Source organism: Craurococcus roseus, assembly GCF_039523795.1.
In the GTDB taxonomy this organism is placed as follows: Bacteria; Pseudomonadota; Alphaproteobacteria; order Acetobacterales; family Acetobacteraceae; genus Craurococcus; species Craurococcus roseus.
This window is the reverse complement of record NZ_BAAAFZ010000011.1, coordinates 59,883-61,338: the sequence shown is the minus strand read 5'-3', so window position 1 is coordinate 61,338 and position 1,456 is coordinate 59,883. Positions and strand designations below refer to the sequence as shown.

At 78.0% G+C, this 1,456-nt stretch carries 1 protein-coding gene; it reads right to left on the bottom strand.

Translation table 11 applies throughout. The annotated features are described in order from the left end of the window. Positions 1-1,396, bottom strand: a 1,396-nt coding sequence (locus tag ABD067_RS06340) for a glycosyltransferase (protein ID WP_343894352.1), incomplete at its 3' end; no start/stop codon positions are given. Positions 1,397-1,456 lie beyond the last annotated feature (60 nt).

Here is a 1,456-nt window from a genome sequence, read left to right as displayed (position 1 = left end):
CCGCTTCGGCGGCGCCGGCGCAGGTGGAGGACGGCAGCGCCGCCCAAAGGCCGCCGAGCCTGCCGTCGCCCGGCGCGGGCTGTTCCGGCGCCGCGGCGGCGCCCGGCAGCAGGGCGCGCGACGCCGGGCGCCAGTGGAGGCGGCGCACCGCCATGCCCGCGCCTTCCAGCGGCCCGGGGTCGGCGGCGGCCTTCGAGCCTTCCAGCAGGAGCATATTCGGCAGGAGCGGCGCTTCGGCCAGAGCGGCGAGCAGCGCGTCGGCGTAGTCGCGCCAGCGGCGGAGCGGGCGGCCGCGGGCCTCGGCGGCGAGGCGCCGGCGCAGCGCCGGGTCCGCCGCCAGCCGCTCGAAGCCCGCTTCGATCGCCGCGGGGTCGGACGCGGGAACGGCGAGGCACCCGCCGCCTTCGGCGATCTCCGCCATCGAGCCGTGGTCCGAGCAGAGGCACGGGCGGCCGAGCCAAAGGCTTTCCGCGATCGGCAGGCCGTAGCCCTCGGCTTTCGAGACGAAAACGGTGGCGTGCGACCGCTGGAGGAGGGCGCGCACCTCGTCGTCCGGCAGGTAGCCGTGCAAGCTGATGCGCGGCTCCCGCGCCGCGATCTCCTCGGCGGCGGCGGCCACGGCGCCGTGGATGTTGCCCACCAGGTCGAAGCGCATGTCGAGGTCGCGCCGGCGGGCGCGCAGGCGGGCGAAGGCGCGCATCGCCTCGACCTGATTCTTGCGCGGCTCCACCGTGCCGAAGGACAGGAAGCGCACCGGCGGCGCGGGCGGCTCCTCCGCGTCCATCCCGCGCGGCGTGTCGGGCATCTCTTCCGGCAGCGGCAGGGCGCGCAGGCGCGGCAGGCGGGCGGGGTCGCGGCCCTCCCCGGCCCACCAGCGCCGCAGGTCCTCCGTGCAGTCGCGCGAGATGCCGAGCACGAGGTCGGCGCCGGCCAGCGCCCGGGCGTAGCGGGCGTGGTCCGCCGCCATGGCTTCGTAGCCCGGGAAGCGGAGCGGTATAAGGTCGTAGAACACGGCCGCGCTGCGCAGCCCGTGGAACCGGGCGTAGTCGAGCGCGACCGCGAGGCTCGGCGCCCCCGCGCCCGCCACGTGCGGCACCTCGGGCACCACCAGCCACGCGCCGGCGATCGGCGGCCCGGCGCCGTCGGCGGCCGCCATGTGCAGCGCCTCACCCGCCGCCGGTCCGGTCGGGAGGCGCGGGCCGCCGTACGCGGCGAGGCCCTCGGTCCAGCGCGCTTCGGCGTGGACGACGGCCTCGCGCTCCGCGCACCAGCGCACCGGCAGCACCTCGCGCCCGCCCTCCGCCAACGCCGCGGCGAGCGCGCGCGTCACGCGCTGCACCCCGCTGTTGCCGTCGTAGGTGCCGGTGTGGTCGATCCAGTAGAAGAGCCGCGTCACCGGCGGACGACCGATCTCGCCCGCGCCGCGGCCGCGCGCAGCAGGGCGAAGGCCAGGACG